Consider the following 15,649-nt stretch of genomic DNA (forward strand, 5'->3'; position numbering starts at 1 on the left):
ACCTATCAAATGGTGGTTTCTGGATCTTTTTAACATACCACGTTTGCCGTATCGTCTCTGTTGAATGCAACTCAGGCAAGATCTGATCAACGCCGTTGCGCGACCCTTCAGCGGGTCATCGGGCAACAAGCAAGCAAGGAGAGGAACGTGGCACAACGTCTCAACGAATACATGCAGCCGATCGGCTTACCGGTGCCGGACTGGAAAGGCGCACAACTGCCGGGGCGCGAGCCGCTCGTCGGGCGCTATTGCCGGATCGAGCGGGTGGACGTCGAGCGCCATGTCGAAGACCTGTACGAGGCCTATCGCACCGCCGAGGACGGTCGCGACTGGACCTATCTGGCGGTAGGGCCGTTCGAGAGCCTCGAAGCGTATCGGGAACATCTGACCAAAGCGGCAACGCTAACCGATCCGATGCACCATGCGGTGATCGACCTGGCTACGGGCAAGGCCGTCGGCACGCTGGCCTTGATGCGCATCGATGCGCCTAATGGCGTGATCGAAGTGGGTCACGTGACCTATTCGCCGCGTCTGAAAAGGACCCGCATCGCGACTGATGCAATGGGGCTGATGATGAAATACGTGTTCGAGGATCTGGGCTACCGGCGCTTCGAATGGAAATGCGACTCCCTCAATGGGCCGTCGCGGGCGGCTGCGCTGCGGTATGGCTTCAAGTTCGAAGGGATCTTTCGCCAGGCGATCGTCACACGTGGACGTAACCGGGATACAGCATGGTTTTCGGTCATCGACAGCGAATACCCTGCGGTGCGCGACGGCTTCGCGCAGTGGCTCGACGAGCGCAATTTCGACGCGCAGGGCAATCAGCGCGAGCGGTTGGGCGATCTGATCGCGCAACGGCAAGCGCTGGCGGCGGAGGTCGAAGCGAAGGCGAAGGCTGGCGGCTGAAATCGCCGCTGGCTTTGCGCTTGCTTCCGAACGCCGGCTATCTGGCGCCTGGTTACCTGGCGCGGCCTGCTGTCCGTCAGCCGGACCGGGGCTACCGCGCCTCGTACTCGTGTCAGGCCGGCGCGGCGGCGCGGCGAAACTGGATAGTCGGCTTGCCCTTGTAGACGCCGCGAACCCACTCTACGTAACCGCACTTTTGCGCTACCCGCAGGGACGCTGTGTTCTCCGGCGCAATGATGCAAGCAGTGTGGGTGGCGGGCCATTCTGCATCGGCCCAGCGTAGCGCCGCGCGCACCGCCTCGGTTGCGTAGCCGCGCCCGTGGGCCGCGGGCGTCAGCGCCCAGCCGATCTCGGGCATGTCGTCGAGCGGCGGCTCGATCTGACGCCGGAAATTGGCGAAGCCCACTTCGCCGACAAAGCGGCCGCTCTCCTTTTCACGCACCACCCAATAGCCGAAGTCCAGCAGCGCCCAATGCCCGACGTAGCGCAACAGACGCGCCCAAACCTCTTCGCGGGTAGACGGCTGGCCGCCGATAAAGCGAATCACCTCCGGATCGGACCACATCGCAAAGCTGTCGTCGAAATCCTCGATGACATGAGGACGCATGGTCAGACGATCAGTCTCGAGGAACGTGCTGGACTGGGCCATGGTGCGGAAAATGGGGTTGAAGGTGGTTGGGATGATCGCAGATTTTGGGCAATGCGTTAGGCAATGCCATGCAAGTACCGAACTTCGCACTCGCTCTACGCCAGCTCCAAAAACCGCTCCAAACACGGGTTGCGATTCACCGGCGACCACACCAGCACCTGCTCGATTGTCGGTGCATCGGCCAGCGGCCGGAACACCACGCCTGCAAGCTGCGCCTTGCGCATCGAAGCCGGCACGAGCGCAACACCGACACCCTCGTCGACCAGACTGAGCACCGTCTGCTGCAGTTGCACCTCGAAACGGATATCCGGCTCGAAGCCCCCCGAGCGGCAATGCTCGAGGATGGTGGCGCAAGGTGGGCGCCACTTCCTCCGACGCCAGCACAAACGGCTCCCCCGCCAGTTGCGCAATCTTCAGTTGCCGCGCCCGCGCTCGTGGATGAGTCCGCGACAGCGCCACACACAGCGGCTCGCTGACAATCGTGCGCATGGCGAGGCTCCTGTTCGGCGCGCCCGGAAACATGATTGCCGCGTCGATCTGGCCGGCCAGCACCTGCGCAGCAAGATCGTTCGACACCACCTCGCGCAGATTGAGCGCCACTTCCGGATATGCCGAACCGAAAGTCCGCGCGTAACTGGGCACCACGCTGTACGCGGCACACATCGTGAAGCCGATCGCCAGCGTCCCCGTGTCGCCGTGCGCGGCCGCCTGGGCATTACGCGCGGCCTGTTCGATTGCGCTGAGAATCGCCTTGGCGTCGGCGTAGAACCGCTCGCCGGCCGCCGTCAGCGTGACGCTGCGCGGACTGCGCTCGATCAGCGTGACGCCGAGACTCGCCTCCAGCGCCGCCAGTTGGCGACTCAACGGCGGTTGCGACAGGTTGAGCCGCGCCGCGGCCCGGCCGAAATGGCGGGTCTCGGCCAGCGTCACGAAGTAGCGTAGCGGTTTGACGTCGATCACGATGCAAAAAAGGTATTGTTGGGCACTCGAAACGGTATTTGATTGTATCAACGTGAACCACTACTCTGGCGAATCGTCTTTTCTCAGCCTGTCGGCCTGCCTCACTGATGTTATCGACCCTCGAGATTCTGCTCCCCGTATTCGGCCTGATTTTCGCGGGTTTCGTGTGCCGCAAGCGCGGCCTGCTGGGGCCCACGGCCGCGTCGGAACTGAACCGCTTCGTCGTCTGGCTCGCGCTGCCCGCGCTGCTGTTCGACATCATGGCCCACGCCACCTGGCGTCAGTTGTATCAGCCGGCGTTTGTCGCGACCTTCGCGCTGGCCTGCGCCGGGATATTCTTGCTGATTCTCGCCGTGCGTCTGCTGGGCGGCCGGCCCCTGGCCGACGCCAGCGTCGATGCGATTGCGGGCTCGTATCCGAACACCGGCTACATCGGCTTTCCGCTGTGCCTGATCGCGTTTGGACCCGTCAGCCTGACGCCGACCACGATCGCTACGATCCTCGTCGCCTGCGTGCTGTTTGCAATCGCGATTGTCCTGATCGAGGTGGGTCTGCAGACCGAGCGCGCGCCTCACCGGCTGGCGTTGAAGGTGGTGGGTTCGCTGGCGCGCAATCCGCTGATTGTTTCGCCCATCGTCGGCGTGCTGGTGGCCAGCGTTCACGTCACGTTGCCGCAAAGCGCGGAGACGTTTCTGAAACTGCTGGGCGGCGCCGCAAGCCCATGCGCGCTGGTGAGCCTCGGTCTGTTCCTCGCAGAAAAGCGCGAGGGTCAAGCCAAGGCGACGAAAAACGGCGCTTCACTGCTGCTTACCGCCACCAGTTGCTGCTGCAACCGGCCTTGACCTGGTGGCTCGCCGCACGTGTGTTTGCGCTGTCGCCCATGCTGGTGAAATGGCCGTCGTGCTGGCTGCCCTGCCCACCGGCACCGGTCCGTTCATGCTTGCGGAGTTTTATCGGCGCGAAGCGCACATCACATCGCGGACTATTCTTCTGTCCACCTTGGGTTCGCTCGTCACGCTCTCGCTGCTGCTATTGTTTATGCGGCACGGCGCCTGAACGACGGCGTGGCGGTGCGGTGGTGCGGCACGTTCACGCTCGCTCGCGTCGTGACACTGCGCGACATATCTCGCACATATCTTTTAACCGTGCCCGTCCCTAGACTGGTTTCATGGGACGCGGCGGCGATCGGTGCCGCAGACGATTCGTCCCCTCACGAGTCGGAACAGGCACACAATGATCTCCACAGGAAAAATTTCGCTCTTTGCTACAGCGATTGTCGTCAGCGCGTCGATGATCGAAGCATGGGTCCTCAGCCGCAAAAAAACCGCGCATTTCGACTGGCATGAAGTGATGCTGTCGTTGACCGACCTGGTCGGCCGCAAGCTGCTTGCGCTCCTGCCCTTATCGCTGGCTGCGCCGATCTTCGCGTTTGCATGGGACCATCGCATCTATACGGCCACTATCAACAGCGCGTTGATGGTGTTGTTGCTGTTCGTCGGGCAAGAGTTCTTCTATTACTGGTATCACCGCGCGTCTCACCGCATCCGTTTCTTCTGGGCAACCCATGCGGTTCACTATTCGCCGAATCAACTGACGCTCTCCTCGGCATACCGTCTTGGCTGGACCGGAAAGCTGACCGGTACCGCGATGTTCTTCACGCCGCTCGTCTGGCTCGGCATCCGCCCCGAAGTCGTGCTGGCGACGTTGATGATCAATCTGCTGTATCAGTTCTGCTGCACAACACATGGATGCCGAAACTAGGCTGGCTGGAATATGTGTTCAACACGCCATCGGCTCATCGCGTGCATCACGCATCGAACGTAGAGTATCTGGATGCGAATTACGGCGGTGTGCTGATTATCTTCGATCGCCTGTTCGGCACCTACGTCGCCGAGCGCGACGATCTGCCCTGCCGCTATGGCCTCACAACGCCGACACGTTCGCACAATCCCTTTGTCGTGCAGTTCGAACATTGGGTGAGCCTCGCTCGCGACATCGCATCGTCGAAGCGTCCGTGGACCGCGATCGGATATGTGCTGCGTCCGCCGGGTTGGAGGCCGGACGGTGCAGGGGAAACGACGGAGGATTTGCGGCGGGGGGTGACGCACTAAGGCGTGCTTGCACGGGTGTTCCGCTGCACTGAAATTGTCCTTGCCGAGCAAGCCTGCCGGCAAGGCGTACAGCTTATAGCCTGTATTTGCGAAATACAGCCTATAGGCTGTTATTTGCATTTACAGTCTATAACCTGTATTGTGCTTGAATACGGACCGGAGACCTACGGTGGATTATCCGATCAAGACGCTTAATCAGCTACGGCCCATTCTGCAGGGATTCCGCAAAGCTGCTGGGCTCACGCAAGCCATGATGGCCAGTCGCCTCGGTGTGACGCAGCAGACTTACGCCCAGCTTGAGGCCAATCCGGCCGCAGTCAGCGTAGAGCGGCTCTTTAGGGTCTTGCGTGCACTGGATGTCGATCTGACGCTGGCTTACACCGCTGCGCGTCCACAGAAAGGCGGCGTTCCGCGCAAGACTGCTCCGCCTCCTCCGGCAAGCATGTCCGTCGCAGCCCGAAAAAATAAGGGTGCTAAGGCAAAGACCTTGCCGGCCGCTCACGCAAAACGCGTCACGCCTGGCAAGACGAAAAGTCCGCAGGAAACCTCATTGCGTGCCAGCAGCGCCCCAAAACGGGCTGAAACAACCCGGAAAAGCAGCAACAACAATGAGCCTACTGTCCGACGAAGCGCCAGAACGACGGGAGGGAGCAACAAGAAAAGGGAGAATTGGTAAACATGCCGCGCCGCACGCAAATGAATCGGCTTGATCTGTGGATGAATGGTCTGCCGGTCGGCTATTGGGAAACCACTCGCAGCGGCGAGCGGCTCGTGTATCGGGACGACTGGATCGACGATCCCCAAGGGCGCCCCCTCTCCCTATCGCTGCCCTTCACACCGGGCAACCAGCCTTATAGCGGCCAGGTCGTAGCGGATTATTTCGACAATCTTCTTCCTGACAGCGAGGCGATCCGCCGCCGCATTGCCACACGCTACAAAACCGGTAGCACCGAGCCTTTCCAGCTTCTCGCGAAACTGGGCCGAGACTGCGTGGGCGCCATCCAGATGCTCCCGCTGGACGAGGCGCCGGTCGATCTCAGGAGCATCCGCGGACGCGAACTCAAGCAGGGTGAGATCGCCCGCCTGCTGCGGGACACAACCTCGGCAATCCAGTTGGGCCAGCATGAACCTGTGGATGATCTGCGCCTGTCCATCGCCGGCGCGCAGGAAAAAACGGCCCTTCTCCGAAGCGGTAACCGATGGCTGCTGCCTGAGGGCAGCACGCCAACCACGCATATCTTCAAGTTGCCGTTGGGCCTGGTAGGCAACATGCGGGCCGACATGCGCACCTCGGTGGAAAACGAGTGGCTCTGCTCGAAAATCGTCGCAGCCTATGGCCTGCCCATCGCCCAATGCGAAATCGCCAGGTTCGAGGATCAGAAGGTACTCATTGTCGAACGCTTCGACCGCAGGTTATCAAGCGACGCAAGCTGGATTTTGCGGCTACCGCAAGAGGATATGTGTCAGGCAACCGGCACACCTGCACTTCAAAAGTACGAGTCTGACGGCGGCCCAGGCATTGAAGCCATCATGCACGTGCTCGAACGGTCTGAGCGCGAAGCCACGGACAGGCGTCACTTCTTCATGACGCAAATGATCTTCTGGCTGCTGGCGGCCACGGATGGTCATGCAAAAAACTTCAGCATCGCCCACCTGCCGGCCAACCGTTACGAATCCACGCCGCTCTATGATGTATTGTCCGCTCATCCGATCATAGGCAGGGGCGCCAATCACATTGCCGTGCAAAAGGCGAAACTGGCCATGGCGGTGCGTGGCAAGAACGTCCACTATCTGATCAACCAGATCCAGCGCCGTCACTGGATTGCCCAAGGGCAACGCGTCGGATTTTCTGCTGCAGAGACCGAAGAGATGATCGGCGAACTGACTGCGCAGACCTCGGATGTCATCGACGAGGTTGCGGGCCTCCTGCCAAAAGACTTCCCCATGGATATTGCGGAGGCCATTTTCAACGGCATGCAGCGGCTGAGCAGCAAACTGGCCCTGTCGAAGTAAGCGGGGATCACGCCCCGTGATTTCAACCCCGCGACTCCCCACCCTCCACGCCACCGCTGCTCACCGCCGCCAACGCCCTCGCCCCCACCTTCCCCGACGACTCCGCGATCTGCCACGCCAACAGCCCCGGCACAAAGATCAGCAGATCGCGAATCCGCCGCGCCCCTGCAAGCGCAAGGCACGTCGCCGGATCGAGCCCCAGCGCGCCGCCAATCAGGACGAAGCCACCCTCCTGCACCCCCAGCCCGCCCGGCACAAAAAACGCCGCACTACTGACCGCCTGAATCAGCGACTCGATCACCACCGCCTCGGTAAAACTCACGCGTGCACCGAGAAAGTACAGCGCCAGCCAGATCTCCAGCGCGGTTAGCACGCACTGCAGCGGCTGCCAGAAGAACAGATAGCGCAGCACCACGCCACGGCGGCGCCAGATCAGTTTGATCGACTGATCGATCTGTGCCGACTGGCCCACCAACGCGGCCAGCTTCCCGCTCGTCGCATGGTTCAGCATGCGCGTGATGCGTTCGAACGGGCTCGCGTGCTGCACCAGCGCGAACAGCACCAGCAACGGCGTGAGCGCCACGATGCCCCAGGCCAGATCGGCAGCGAGACGTAGCGTGCCCGACGCCGCGTGAGCAAACAGAAAGCCGATGCCGACCAGCGTGAACATCAACTGGCTGATCAGCGTGAGCTGCATATCGACCACCAGACTCGCCGCCGCGGTCGAGCCGCGCAGACCGCGACGCCGCATGAGGCGAAACGACACCACCTCGCCGCCGATGCGCGCCACCGGCAACATGCTGTTGACCGATTCGCGAATCCAGACCAGTTGCAACATGCCCGCCAGGCTGGGCCGGTTCGCGCCGCGTATCAGGCTTTGCCAGTCGCGCGCGTTGGCGAGCATCGGCAGTACGTGGGCGAGCCCCGCCAGCACCAGCCCCGCGCCGGCGGCGCGCATGAGCCCGAGCACCGCGCCCGGGTTGTCGTGCACCACCAGCCAGAGCGACGCAATCAAGCCAAGCAACGCGGCGAGACGACCGACATGCTTCATCACGCTGCCACCTTATTGCACGCCCCCAGCATCACCGCATTGACCGCGGTGACTGGTACTACGAATACGCCACGTTGCCGGGAGGTCCGCTGAAACCCACCCGCGCAGCCTGCAAAGAAAATCCGCATAACCCCTTACTCGTCCTGAACTGGCGACAGCAAACCATTGCCGTCCACCTTGAAGCTCACGCCTCGCCAGATCACTCGTGTCGAACAGAAGCTCGCCACGAAGATCAAAAACGACACGATATCCCAGAACGGCAACAACCACAGGTCGCGACGCACTTGCCGCAACGCGCGATCCGATTGTACTTTCAGCGCCAGCCGCGCGAGCAGCGCCACCGCCACGAGCGGCCACGCCCATGCCGCACCGCCGGACAACACGATCGTCAGCAAGGCAAAGGCCAGCGGATGAATCAGTGCCGAGCCAAAATGGCCGACCGGATCGATCGTGCGGATAGTCCGGCTCCAGCGCAATTCGTGCGCAATCAGCTTGGTGGCGCTGGTCTCGACGCACGCATGCGACACCGTGAACGGCGGTATCACCACCTTCTCGCCAATCATGCGCACCGCTTCGCCGATCGCATGATCCTCCGCCAGGTGATGCACGAACTGCGCGAAGCCGCCGATCTTCTCGAGCGTTTCGCGCCGCATCGCAATGGTCTGCCCAAAGCACGGCCGCGCCATCCCCAATGCCAGCCCCGTCACGACGCCCGGCAGGAACTGGTAATTGGTCGCCTTGGCCGACAGCCGCGGCCAGAACCCCGGATCGGGCTGGCCGCGATAGACACAGGTGACGAGACCCACGCCGGGCTTCTGCAACTCGCCGATCACGTTGCGCAGATAATCCGGCCCCACGCTCACGTCGCTGTCCGCGAACACCAGCACGTCATGCTGCGCCTCGGGCAACATGTTGAGGATGTTGCTCATCTTGCGGTTGGGTCCATACAGACGTGCATCGGCCACCACCGTGATATGCGCATCAGGATGCAGCAGACGCAACTGTTCAACCGTGTGCAATGCCGGATCTTCCGAGTCGTGCACGCCGAACAGGAATTGCAGTGGACCCGGATAGTCCTGCTGGCAAAAGCTCGCCAGATTGCTGAGCAGGGTCCACTCGTCGCCGTGCAGCGGCTTGACGATCGTGACCGGCGGATAGCTGCTGGGCTCCGAGGGGGGACGCGCGAAGAAACGCCCGATCAGCGCGCCGGCCAGTACCGTGTATGCAATGCCGAACATCGCCCCCATGCCGCACAGCACCGCCAGCGCGAGGCGCAACAGATGCAGCGCGCGCAGGGATCCTTCGAGTTCGATCAGCCCGATCGCCAGCAGCACGGCAATCGGGCACGCGAGCCAGGCGAGGCGCTTCATGACGGGTCCGTCCACGCGACACGGCGGAAGGGACACATGCCCGTTACGCTTCGTGAGCGCGCAGGAAGCGGAAGAACTCGACGCCTTCGCGCAGACGCCGCTTCATCATGTCCCAGCTCATGAGCATCTCGCGCACGATCTCCCAGATCTTCGAGGGCCGGAAATAGAAGCGCTTGTAGAAGCTCTCGACGTGGTGATAGATCTCTTCGCGCGACAGATGCGGATAACCGATCGCCGCCAGCTGCACGCCTTCCTTGCTCACCAGGTTGATCACCTTGTTCTCCTGCAGCCAGCCGTTCTCCACCGCCTGGTTGTAGAGCGTCGTGCCCGGATACGGCGCCGCCAGCGACACCTGGATCGTGTGCGGGTTGATTTCCTTGGCGTACTCGATCGTCTTTTCGATCGTCTCCTGCGTCTCGCCCGGCAGCCCCAGGATAAACGTGCCGTGAATCTTGATGTCCAGCTTGCGGCAGTCCTCGCTGAAGCGCCGGGCGATGTCCGTGCGCAGACCCTTCTTGATGTTCAGCAGGATCTGGTCGTCGCCCGACTCGTAGCCCACCAGCAGCAGGCGCAGACCGTTTTCCTTCATGATCTTCAGCGTCGAATACGGCACGTTCGCTTTCGCGTTGCAGGACCACGTCACGCCCAGCTTGCCGAGACCCCGTGCGATCTCTTCGACGCGCGGCTTGAAGTCGGTGAAGGTGTCGTCGTCGAACATGATCTCCTTGACCTCAGGCATGTTGTCGCGGATCCACTTCACCTCTTCCAGCACATTCTCCACCGAGCGCGTGCGGTAGCGGTGCCCGCCTACCGTCTGCGGCCACAGGCAGAACGTGCACTTCGAACGGCAGCCGCGACCCGTGTAGATCGATACATACGGATGCTTCAGGTAACCGATGAAGTAGTTTTCGATCTTCAGGTCGCGCTTGTAGACCGGCGCGACGAAGGGCAGCTCGTCCATGTTCTCGAGGATCGGGCGCGCCTCGTTGTGTTCGATCGAGCCGTCCGCTGCGCGATAGCTCAGGCCCTGTATCTGCGCGAGCGGTTTGCCTGCGGCCACTTCCTGGCAGGTGAAATCGAACTCTTCACGGCAGACGAAATCGATCGCCTCGCTCGCGGTCAGCGAGTTGTGCGGATCCACGGCGACCTTCGCACCCACCATGCCGATCATCACCGACGGTTTGAGCTGCTTGAGGTCCTGCGCAAACATCGCGTCAGTGGGAAACGACGGCGTGCTGGTGTGGATGATCACAAGCTCGTACTGCTGCGCAATCTCGAGCGAAGCCTCAACGGACAAACCGTCCGCCGGCGCGTCGAGCACGCGGCTATCCGGCACGAGTGCCGCCGGCTGTGCGAGCCAGGTGGGATACCAGAACGAGCGGATCTCGCGCTTCGCCTGATAGCGCGAACCCGCGCCGCCATCGAAACCGTCATACGATGGGGCCTGCAAAAACAGCGTTTTCATGAATGATGCTCCGGCCAGCTCGATTGAGCCTGATAAGCGAGGGGAACGACAAAGGTGGCGGTGCGGAGAAGCGTTCCTGCCGCAACCATGGGGCTTATTAATGTATGTCTCCGAGCGCAGAAAACCTTAACCCGCCGCAATAGTTCGATCAACCTGGGATCTATCTTCGGGTGCCGCACACTTTTGCGTGACGCCACCCTGTCTGAAGGCAAGTCGTAGGCAAAACGTCAATCAACAGGAAGTCATCCGTCAAGACGAAAGGCCTGCGTAATAATGCAATCCCGTTTAACGGGGCAAAGCACCTTCTTCGATTATCGAACCCGCCTATGGAGATTTTGTGAAATAAGCGAAAGCACTCTCTGTATGCTGACCCGCTATAACCGCTGGGCCAACCAGCGCATCTATGAAGCGATCGCCGCGCTGCCGGGCGACGAGGCACTCAAGCCGCCGGACGAAGAGGAGAGGGTGAGATTCAGTCTACGCGAGGAGCGCGCAGGGCAGGCACTCCCCTCTTGAGCGAAGCCTAGTAGCCCGGTGCCCAGTGACCGTACTCCCATTCCCAATGGTTGCCTTCCCAACGGTAGTGCCCTTTCACCCAGTGATAGCCGGGTGCCGGGGACGCTGGCACGACTTCGACCAGCGGCGCGGGCTGAGGCGGCCGTGCCGGTTCAACCACGCATGCGCTAAGCAAGGCAGCGCACACGCAAGAAAGCAAAGCAGCAGTGAAGGTGGATGGTTTTTTCATTTAAAGCTCCTGTTTTTAGAACTGCAACAACACAGCCGTCACCCAGACTGCACGCTAGGTACGGATCAAACCTGTCAGCGGTTGCGTGGCTCCCGCTTGCGCAAAGAGCGTGGCTGCCGTGCGATGCGGGTCGAGTCCGAGGCTCTCGCTCGCCGCGCCCGCGATCAAACCGTCGAGCGCGGTGGTGGCTCGCAGGTCACGCGCCTGGTAGAGATCGTTGGGCTTCAGTCCCGGCCAGTCGCCGAGTACGCGCCCGCCCTGCACGGCTCCGCCTGCCAGCATCGCCACCGATCCGGTCCCATGGTCCGTACCGCCCGTGCCGTTGGCAGCCGCGGTGCGGCCGAACTCGGTGGCTACCAGCACGGTCGTCTTGCCCCACAGCGGGCCAAGTCCGTCGCGCAGCGATGCGAGCATCGTGTCGAGCGCTTTCAACTGATTCGCGAGGCGCGGGTTCTGCGCGCTATGCGTGTCCCAGCCGCCGGTTTCGATCATCGCCATGCGCGGACCGTCCTCGCGCGACAGAAAACTCGCCGCGAGCTTGCCGAGGCTCGCCGGATCCTGGCGCGCGCCGGCGTCGCTCGCGAGGCCGCGCGCCGTCATCGCGGATTCCCAAAGCGGCCTGAATTGCGCGTCCTGGTCGTAGAGCTGCGAGACGCGCGTCAGCAGATCGTCGGGCGCTTGCGGCAATCCAGACGGCGCGTATGAGGTGACATCGGCCTTGCCGCGCAACGCCAGCGGCACCGTCGGTGCGAACGCAATGGCGTTTTCGTGGCTGGCGGGCATCATCGCAACCAGCCGGTTCAGCCAGCCATCCTTCACCTGATACGGCGAGGTGCCGCCGGTTTCCAGCACATTCTGGCCGTCGAAATGGGAGCGGTCGCGATAGGGCGAGGCCACCGCATGCACGAACAGCGCTTCGCCGGACGTGTACATTTTCGCGGTCTCGGCAAGCGACGGATGCAGCGCAAAAGTACCGTTCAGTTTGGTGGCCGTCGACGCATCGATGGCGAGCGCACCGCGCAAGCTCTGGTAGGACGGCTCGGCATACGGCACCACGATATTCAGACCGTCGGCCGCGCCGCGCTGGATCACGAAGACGAAGCGGCGGTCGGTCTCGACGCTCGCGAAGGCTATGTGCGGCGACACGAAAATCGCACCGGCACCGGCTGCGGCGAAGCTCAGAAATTGGCGACGGGAAAGCATGGCGTTCATCTCCGTTGAAAGTCGGGCGACACGAGCAGCAGCGCGATCGCCATCGAGGCGCTCTCGGCGCGCGATACCGCGGTCTGGGTCGGCGCGCTGATCGAACCCACCAGCAACGTCTGGCTCAACGTACGCGGATCGATCCGGTCGCCGATACGCGACGCAAAACGCTGCGCCACTTCCACCCGGCGCACCAGCGCGTCGGGAGCGGCCCAGCTCGCGGCGATATCGTCGTAGCCGGCGGGCGAGCCCGGCCGCCAGACCGGCTCGCCGAGCTGCGTGAGGAGCGGCGCGCTCTGCAGATTGCCGGGCTCTTGCCAGCCGAGACCGCGCATCGACGAGATCGTCCATTCCCACGGCGTTTTGAATTTCACCGCCACAGGCGACCACGCTTCCGGGGAATCGATCAACGCGCGATAGACCGTCGGCAAATCGCCGCCGCTGCGCTCGAAGGCATTCGCGAGCCGTTCAGTGACCGCAGATGGTGGGTTGTCCGAAACAAAGTGACGCGCCAGCTTGCCGGCGATGTGCTGTGCCGTGGCCGACGACGCGGCGAAGTCGTGCAGGATCGCCAGCGCCTGGTCTTCGCCCTGCTGATCGTAGCGGCGCCCCATGATGGTCCGCGAACCCGGCTCGTGCACTTGCGGGCGAAACACGAAGCTGCCGGGCGCGGCGCCGTTCGGCTGCGGTCCCTTCACGCCGGCCACGCTCCACCCTGTGAGGGCGCGGGCGAATTCGGTGACGTCAGCCTGGGTGTAGCCGCTGCGCACGCCGAGCGTATGCAGCTCCATGATTTCGCGCGCGAGGTTCTCGTTGAGCCCGCGCTTGTTGTCCGGATTGCGTTGCTCGGCGCGCAGCGCCGCCATGCTGTCGGGCCCCACGGAGCGTGTCTGATCGAGGAAGATCTGCATCGCAGGATGACGTTCCACCGCGACCAGCATGTCGTCGAAACGGCCCAGCACGTGCGGCCGGATCGCTTCCATTTCGAATGAACCGGCCAGCGCTGCGACCTGCGGTTTTTCTGTGGATACCGCGAAGTGATTCGCCCAGAAATGCACCAGCCGGTCGATAAACGGCGTCGAGCTCGTCAATGCGCTGCTGACGCGCGCATCCACTGCGGTGCGATAGATATCGCGGATTTCGCCGCGGATCGCCTTGTTGGCGGCTAGCCTGGCAGCCTGGCCAGCAGCGGTCTGGCTGGCCACCGGATCGGCGTTGGTGTTGGCGTTGGTGCCCGCATTCGCGTTGGCATTCTGCTGCCGTTGCTCGCCAAGCTGAGTCGCCAGCGCCACAGCAGTAGGCTGCCCCGCCCATGCCGCAGGCAGCGGCTGATACTGCTCGAACTGCGCGAGCAACCAGGCCTTGGGATCGGCCGGCGGGGTATCGTCGGGGCGAGCGCCGAGACCGAAACGGTTCAGCGCAATTGCCGCGGCGTTGTCGCTGGGTGACGTAACCATGCGCGTTCCTTCGAGCGTTGCGTACCTTCTTTAAACGCTCGTGACCGCCGTTTCCGTCGCTGTCCTACAGAAGTTTTCTGCACGGGGCCCAGAATCGGCCCGCTCACACGCTCAACCGCTCAACCGCGCACTCACTGGCTCGCGGGCTCCTGGCTCGCCGCCTCATTCGCTTCCGCGCTCGCGGCCCGCTTGCCCTTCGCGGGCGCAGGCGGCGGCTCGCGCCATTGGCCCGCCTGCTTCAGTCCTTCAGCAAACTTGACGCGCTCATCGGGCGTGAGCGTCGTCGCAAAGTCGGCGACGCTGCTCTCGACTTCGGTGCGCAGCGCGATATCCGCCTCACGCGTGTGCTGCAGCGCTGCATCCAGTGCGACGCGATCGAACTGCGGCGCGGCCAGCAAAGCCAGCACTTCGTGACGTCCTTCGCGTCCCGCGCGCGCATCGTCCTTACCGTCGCGACGCGCGGCCTTCAGCGCCGCCATGAACTGCTTCTGACGCTCCGGCGAAAGCCCGTCCGTGGCGAAGCGCAGCGCGGTACGCGGCTGCGGCGCCCTGGCGATCTTGTCGTGCGCGGCGAACCACTGATACGCCCCACCCGCAATCGCGCCCAGCAAAAACACGTTCAGCACGAACGAACCGGCCAGCAGAATCTTCCATGTACGGCCGCTCATTCGCCGCTCCAGTCGGCGGTGGAACCGTCGAAGCTCGAAGTCATATACGACGACGACTCATGCCCCTGCGGCGGCGTGCCGGTCAGGACAAAAAACGACACCGCGAAAGCACCCGCCAGGCCGCCGGCGAGGCCGATGCCGGCAAACGCCGCGCCTTGCCACCAGAGCCGTCCGCGATGTTTCACCGGACGCCGGGCAGGCGCCGCCGCCACGATGCGCTCGACGAAGGCACGCTCCGGCGCCGCAACCGTATGGCTCGCCAGCCACGCGTCGAGGCCAGCCGACTCGGCCAGCAAACCGTTCGCCTCGACCCGGTGCAGATCGGCCCAGGCTTCGGCGGCCGCGCGCTCCTTGTCCGGCCAGCGGCGCGGATCGGCGCCATAAGCGTCGACGATGGTACGAAATCTCTCAGGTGTCATGGCATGTCCTTGCTAAAGCCGCTGCCGGCCAGTTGTGCGCGCAGATTGCGGCGCGCGCGCGCGAGCAGACTTTCGAGGGCGTCGACCGTGATGCCCATCAACGCGGCAGCTTCGATATTCGAGAGCTCCTGGTAGTAGTTGAGTACCAGAGCTTCGCGCTGCCGAACCGGCAGCGCAGCAAGCGCCGTGCGCACGCGTTCGTCGCGCACACGGGCTTCGAGTTGCATGTCGGGTAAAGCCTGCGGATCGGCTTCGTCCGGCAGCTCGGCCACCGGGTCTTCACGACGCCCGCGCAAGCGGTCGTAACAGAGGTTCAGCGCCACGCGGTGGATCCACGTGTCGAAGCGCGCCTCACCCTCTTTCCAGTGGGGCGCCTGTTTCCAGATACGCACAAAAGCCTCCTGTGCGACGTCTTCCGCTTCCATACGGTCTCCCAACATGCGCGTCGCGAGCGCGAGCAGACGCGGCAGCTTGCGCGACACGAGAGTGCGCACCGCCGCCGGATCCTGCTCGCCGACCCGCGCGACGAGTTCCGCGTCGGGATCGCGCTCGCTCAAGGGGCGCAATTCCGTGACATCCGCGGCTGGCGCCGTTGCGTCCGGACATATCGTGTCGCGACACGAGCCTTTCTC

At 63.1% G+C, this 15,649-nt stretch carries 14 protein-coding genes and 3 pseudogenes; 6 read left to right on the forward strand and 11 right to left on the reverse strand.

Translation table 11 applies throughout. The features are described 5' to 3' along the window. The first annotated feature begins 171 nt into the window (after positions 1-171). Positions 172-906 (forward strand): GNAT family N-acetyltransferase, encoded by a 735-nt coding sequence (locus BUS12_RS00005; RefSeq protein ID WP_074296902.1) that lies wholly within the window; start codon positions 172-174, stop codon positions 904-906. A 112-nt stretch (positions 907-1,018) separates the two neighbouring features. Here the strand turns inward: BUS12_RS00005 and BUS12_RS00010 are convergent, their stop codons facing one another. Together BUS12_RS00010 and BUS12_RS00015 are read right to left on the reverse strand one after the other, a co-directional pair. Further along, a complete protein-coding gene (locus BUS12_RS00010) occupies positions 1,019-1,555 on the reverse strand; it encodes a GNAT family N-acetyltransferase (protein ID WP_074293653.1) in 537 nt (178 codons plus the stop codon). 95 nt (positions 1,556-1,650) lie between these two features. After that, a pseudogene (locus BUS12_RS00015) lies at positions 1,651-2,515 on the reverse strand (LysR family transcriptional regulator). A gap of 107 nt (positions 2,516-2,622) precedes the next feature. On the opposite strand from BUS12_RS00015, the pseudogene BUS12_RS00020 reads away from it, so the two are divergent. The 4 genes and pseudogenes from BUS12_RS00020 to BUS12_RS00035 all read left to right on the forward strand — a co-directional run bounded on the left by BUS12_RS00020 (position 2,623) and on the right by BUS12_RS00035 (position 6,639). Continuing rightward, positions 2,623-3,571 (forward strand): annotated as a pseudogene (locus BUS12_RS00020) (AEC family transporter). A gap of 177 nt (positions 3,572-3,748) precedes the next feature. Further along, positions 3,749-4,626 (forward strand): annotated as a pseudogene (locus BUS12_RS00025) (sterol desaturase family protein). A gap of 169 nt (positions 4,627-4,795) precedes the next feature. Continuing rightward, entirely contained in the window at positions 4,796-5,302 is a 507-nt protein-coding gene (locus BUS12_RS00030; RefSeq protein WP_074293654.1) for a helix-turn-helix transcriptional regulator, read from the forward strand. Positions 5,303-5,304: 2 nt separating this feature from the next. Next, positions 5,305-6,639, forward strand: coding sequence for a type II toxin-antitoxin system HipA family toxin (locus BUS12_RS00035; RefSeq protein WP_074293655.1), 1,335 nt, complete (start codon positions 5,305-5,307; stop codon positions 6,637-6,639). A 22-nt stretch (positions 6,640-6,661) separates the two neighbouring features. Here the strand turns inward: BUS12_RS00035 and BUS12_RS00040 are convergent, their stop codons facing one another. The 3 genes from BUS12_RS00040 to hpnJ form a co-directional block, all read right to left on the reverse strand. Then, positions 6,662-7,690 (reverse strand): lysylphosphatidylglycerol synthase domain-containing protein, encoded by a 1,029-nt coding sequence (locus BUS12_RS00040; RefSeq protein WP_074293656.1) that lies wholly within the window; start codon positions 7,688-7,690, stop codon positions 6,662-6,664. Positions 7,691-7,824: 134 nt separating this feature from the next. After that, on the reverse strand, positions 7,825-9,060 hold the full coding sequence (hpnI, locus tag BUS12_RS00045; RefSeq protein WP_171991562.1) for a bacteriohopanetetrol glucosamine biosynthesis glycosyltransferase HpnI: 1,236 nt from the start codon (positions 9,058-9,060) through the stop codon (positions 7,825-7,827). 43 nt (positions 9,061-9,103) lie between these two features. Further along, positions 9,104-10,525, reverse strand: coding sequence for a hopanoid biosynthesis associated radical SAM protein HpnJ (gene hpnJ, locus BUS12_RS00050; protein ID WP_074293657.1), 1,422 nt, complete (start codon positions 10,523-10,525; stop codon positions 9,104-9,106). A gap of 363 nt (positions 10,526-10,888) precedes the next feature. On the opposite strand from hpnJ, the gene BUS12_RS38615 reads away from it, so the two are divergent. Next, positions 10,889-11,041: a hypothetical protein gene (locus BUS12_RS38615; protein ID WP_171991563.1), complete on the forward strand. Its 153-nt coding sequence runs from the start codon at positions 10,889-10,891 to the stop codon at positions 11,039-11,041. 7 nt (positions 11,042-11,048) lie between these two features. Here the strand turns inward: BUS12_RS38615 and BUS12_RS00055 are convergent, their stop codons facing one another. The 6 genes from BUS12_RS00055 to BUS12_RS00080 all read right to left on the reverse strand — a co-directional run bounded on the left by BUS12_RS00055 (position 11,049) and on the right by BUS12_RS00080 (position 15,625). Further along, the gene (locus tag BUS12_RS00055; RefSeq protein ID WP_074293658.1) at positions 11,049-11,270 is read right to left on the reverse strand and encodes a YXWGXW repeat-containing protein; all 222 of its coding nucleotides are present in this window, start codon (positions 11,268-11,270) and stop codon (positions 11,049-11,051) included. A 54-nt stretch (positions 11,271-11,324) separates the two neighbouring features. Continuing rightward, the gene (locus BUS12_RS00060; RefSeq protein WP_074296906.1) at positions 11,325-12,473 is read right to left on the reverse strand and encodes a DUF1501 domain-containing protein; all 1,149 of its coding nucleotides are present in this window, start codon (positions 12,471-12,473) and stop codon (positions 11,325-11,327) included. Between the two features lie 5 nt (positions 12,474-12,478). Then, complete coding sequence (locus tag BUS12_RS00065) at positions 12,479-13,930, reverse strand: DUF1800 domain-containing protein (RefSeq protein WP_074293659.1); 1,452 nt, start codon at positions 13,928-13,930, stop codon at positions 12,479-12,481. Positions 13,931-14,061: 131 nt separating this feature from the next. Continuing rightward, the gene (locus BUS12_RS00070) at positions 14,062-14,598 is read right to left on the reverse strand and encodes a periplasmic heavy metal sensor (RefSeq protein ID WP_074293660.1); all 537 of its coding nucleotides are present in this window, start codon (positions 14,596-14,598) and stop codon (positions 14,062-14,064) included. Next, positions 14,595-15,017: a hypothetical protein gene (locus BUS12_RS00075; protein ID WP_074293661.1), complete on the reverse strand. Its 423-nt coding sequence runs from the start codon at positions 15,015-15,017 to the stop codon at positions 14,595-14,597. The genes BUS12_RS00070 and BUS12_RS00075 overlap by 4 nt, the downstream gene beginning before the upstream one ends. After that, positions 15,014-15,625 carry an RNA polymerase sigma factor gene (locus BUS12_RS00080; protein ID WP_083640172.1) on the reverse strand — a complete coding sequence of 204 codons (612 nt, stop codon included), beginning with the start codon at positions 15,623-15,625 and terminating at the stop codon, positions 15,014-15,016. The genes BUS12_RS00075 and BUS12_RS00080 overlap by 4 nt, the downstream gene beginning before the upstream one ends. Between the last annotated feature and the right edge of the window lie 24 nt (positions 15,626-15,649).

This window comes from Paraburkholderia phenazinium (genome assembly GCF_900142845.1).
GTDB classification, from domain to species: domain Bacteria; phylum Pseudomonadota; class Gammaproteobacteria; order Burkholderiales; family Burkholderiaceae; genus Paraburkholderia; species Paraburkholderia phenazinium_A.

Excerpts from the sequence above, each read along its gene's own strand:
- hpnI (WP_171991562.1), bottom strand. The coding sequence starts at position 9,060 with ATGAAGCGCCTCGCCTGGCTCGCGTGCCCGATTGCCGTGCTGCTGGCG.
- BUS12_RS38615 (WP_171991563.1), top strand. The coding sequence starts at position 10,889 with ATGCTGACCCGCTATAACCGCTGGGCCAACCAGCGCATCTATGAAGCG.
- BUS12_RS00055 (WP_074293658.1), bottom strand. The coding sequence starts at position 11,270 with ATGAAAAAACCATCCACCTTCACTGCTGCTTTGCTTTCTTGCGTGTGC.
- BUS12_RS00060 (WP_074296906.1), bottom strand. The coding sequence starts at position 12,473 with ATGCTTTCCCGTCGCCAATTTCTGAGCTTCGCCGCAGCCGGTGCCGGT.
- BUS12_RS00005 (WP_074296902.1), top strand. The coding sequence starts at position 172 with ATGCAGCCGATCGGCTTACCGGTGCCGGACTGGAAAGGCGCACAACTG.
- BUS12_RS00070 (WP_074293660.1), bottom strand. The coding sequence starts at position 14,598 with ATGAGCGGCCGTACATGGAAGATTCTGCTGGCCGGTTCGTTCGTGCTG.
- BUS12_RS00040 (WP_074293656.1), bottom strand. The coding sequence starts at position 7,690 with ATGAAGCATGTCGGTCGTCTCGCCGCGTTGCTTGGCTTGATTGCGTCG.
- hpnJ (WP_074293657.1), bottom strand. The coding sequence starts at position 10,525 with ATGAAAACGCTGTTTTTGCAGGCCCCATCGTATGACGGTTTCGATGGC.
- BUS12_RS00010 (WP_074293653.1), bottom strand. The coding sequence starts at position 1,555 with ATGGCCCAGTCCAGCACGTTCCTCGAGACTGATCGTCTGACCATGCGT.
- BUS12_RS00065 (WP_074293659.1), bottom strand. The coding sequence starts at position 13,930 with ATGGTTACGTCACCCAGCGACAACGCCGCGGCAATTGCGCTGAACCGT.
- BUS12_RS00035 (WP_074293655.1), top strand. The coding sequence starts at position 5,305 with ATGCCGCGCCGCACGCAAATGAATCGGCTTGATCTGTGGATGAATGGT.
- BUS12_RS00075 (WP_074293661.1), bottom strand. The coding sequence starts at position 15,017 with ATGACACCTGAGAGATTTCGTACCATCGTCGACGCTTATGGCGCCGAT.